General features: G+C 65.1%; 2 protein-coding genes. Both read right to left on the bottom strand.

The features are described 5' to 3' along the window. A partial coding sequence (locus MOV75_RS39350) for a hypothetical protein (protein ID WP_247008225.1) occupies nt 1-608 on the bottom strand: 608 nt, incomplete at its 3' end. A 262-nt stretch (nt 609-870) separates the two neighbouring features. Next, nucleotides 871-1,080: acetyl-CoA carboxylase biotin carboxyl carrier protein subunit (locus tag MOV75_RS39345; protein ID WP_247008223.1), on the bottom strand; the 210-nt coding region annotated here is incomplete at its 5' end.

The raw sequence follows: 1,080 nt of genomic DNA, 5'->3' as shown, positions 1-1,080 counted from the left end.
CCGGAGCGGGGCCGCGTCAACGCCAGGCCCACGGCCAGCGCCATGCCGCCGTACTGCACGACCACCCATGGCGTGAGGTTCTCACGCGCCACCCAGGCAGCTAGCAGACCCGCGATCATCATCAGCACCAGCACGGCTTCACCGGCCCGCACGCTGATGCGCTCACTGGCTGCGATACCGAGAAAGCCCGCAAACGCAACCGCCATGCCGAGACGATCGGCGACCAGGCGCTGCGGCACGTCGGGGTCCAGATGATAGAAGCCCGAGCCCAGGCACGTGAGGATCAGCCCCACGAAGAGCCAGCTTGCACCGACGGGCGCATCATGCCGGGCGCGCAGCCGCTCCGAGCCCCAAACGCCCATCGCGAGGAAGGCAAGATTGCTCAGCACGTCGCCGGCGTTCGGTATGCCGAGCCAGGCGCGGCCGTCGACGAAGTGGGGAATGTGCCAGGCTGCAGCGGGTAGCGGGGGCGCCAGGAGCGCCGCCAACGCCAGGGCGAGCAGCGCGGCGATCAGATATTTTTCGCGCGTCTGGAGGGGAGGGAACGACGGTCGCGGGGACTCTGAGGGGCGCGTGGCGTCTCGGGCGGGATATGTTGGGTGCAACATGAAGGCCTCCAGGATGATTGAACATCGTTCACAATTAGTAGCCAGAAATTGAACAATGTTCAATGGAGGTTTGAGGCAGCTCTGCACCGACCGAAATGACGTTGAAATCACTCAGTTTTCAGAGGTTGCGGCCAAGGCTGATGTTGTAGATGGGCAAAGCGAAGCGTGCCCACCATCCTTATGCCAATCGAAACGAATGGTGGGCACGGCGCGCGAAGAGCGCGCCTTTGCCCACCCTACGATTGTGAGCTGGCGGCGCCGACTAGGCCCCGATCTCCGCGACGATCCGTCCCGTGGTCACCTGCTCGCCTTCGGCGACGTCGATCGCAGCGATGACGCCGTCGATGCCGGCTTTGTGGACGTGCTCCATCTTCATCGCTTCCAGCGTCAGCACCGGCTGGCCGGCGGTGACGCGATCGCCCGGCTTGACTAGCACGGCGACGACGCGGCCGTTCATGGCGGCGCGCACCTT

The sequence above is a fragment of the Bradyrhizobium sp. PRIMUS42 genome, assembly GCF_023006515.1.
Classification (GTDB): domain Bacteria; phylum Pseudomonadota; class Alphaproteobacteria; order Rhizobiales; family Xanthobacteraceae; genus Bradyrhizobium.
Note: the sequence above shows the minus strand (reverse complement) of the source record. Positions and strands in the feature narration are given on the sequence as shown.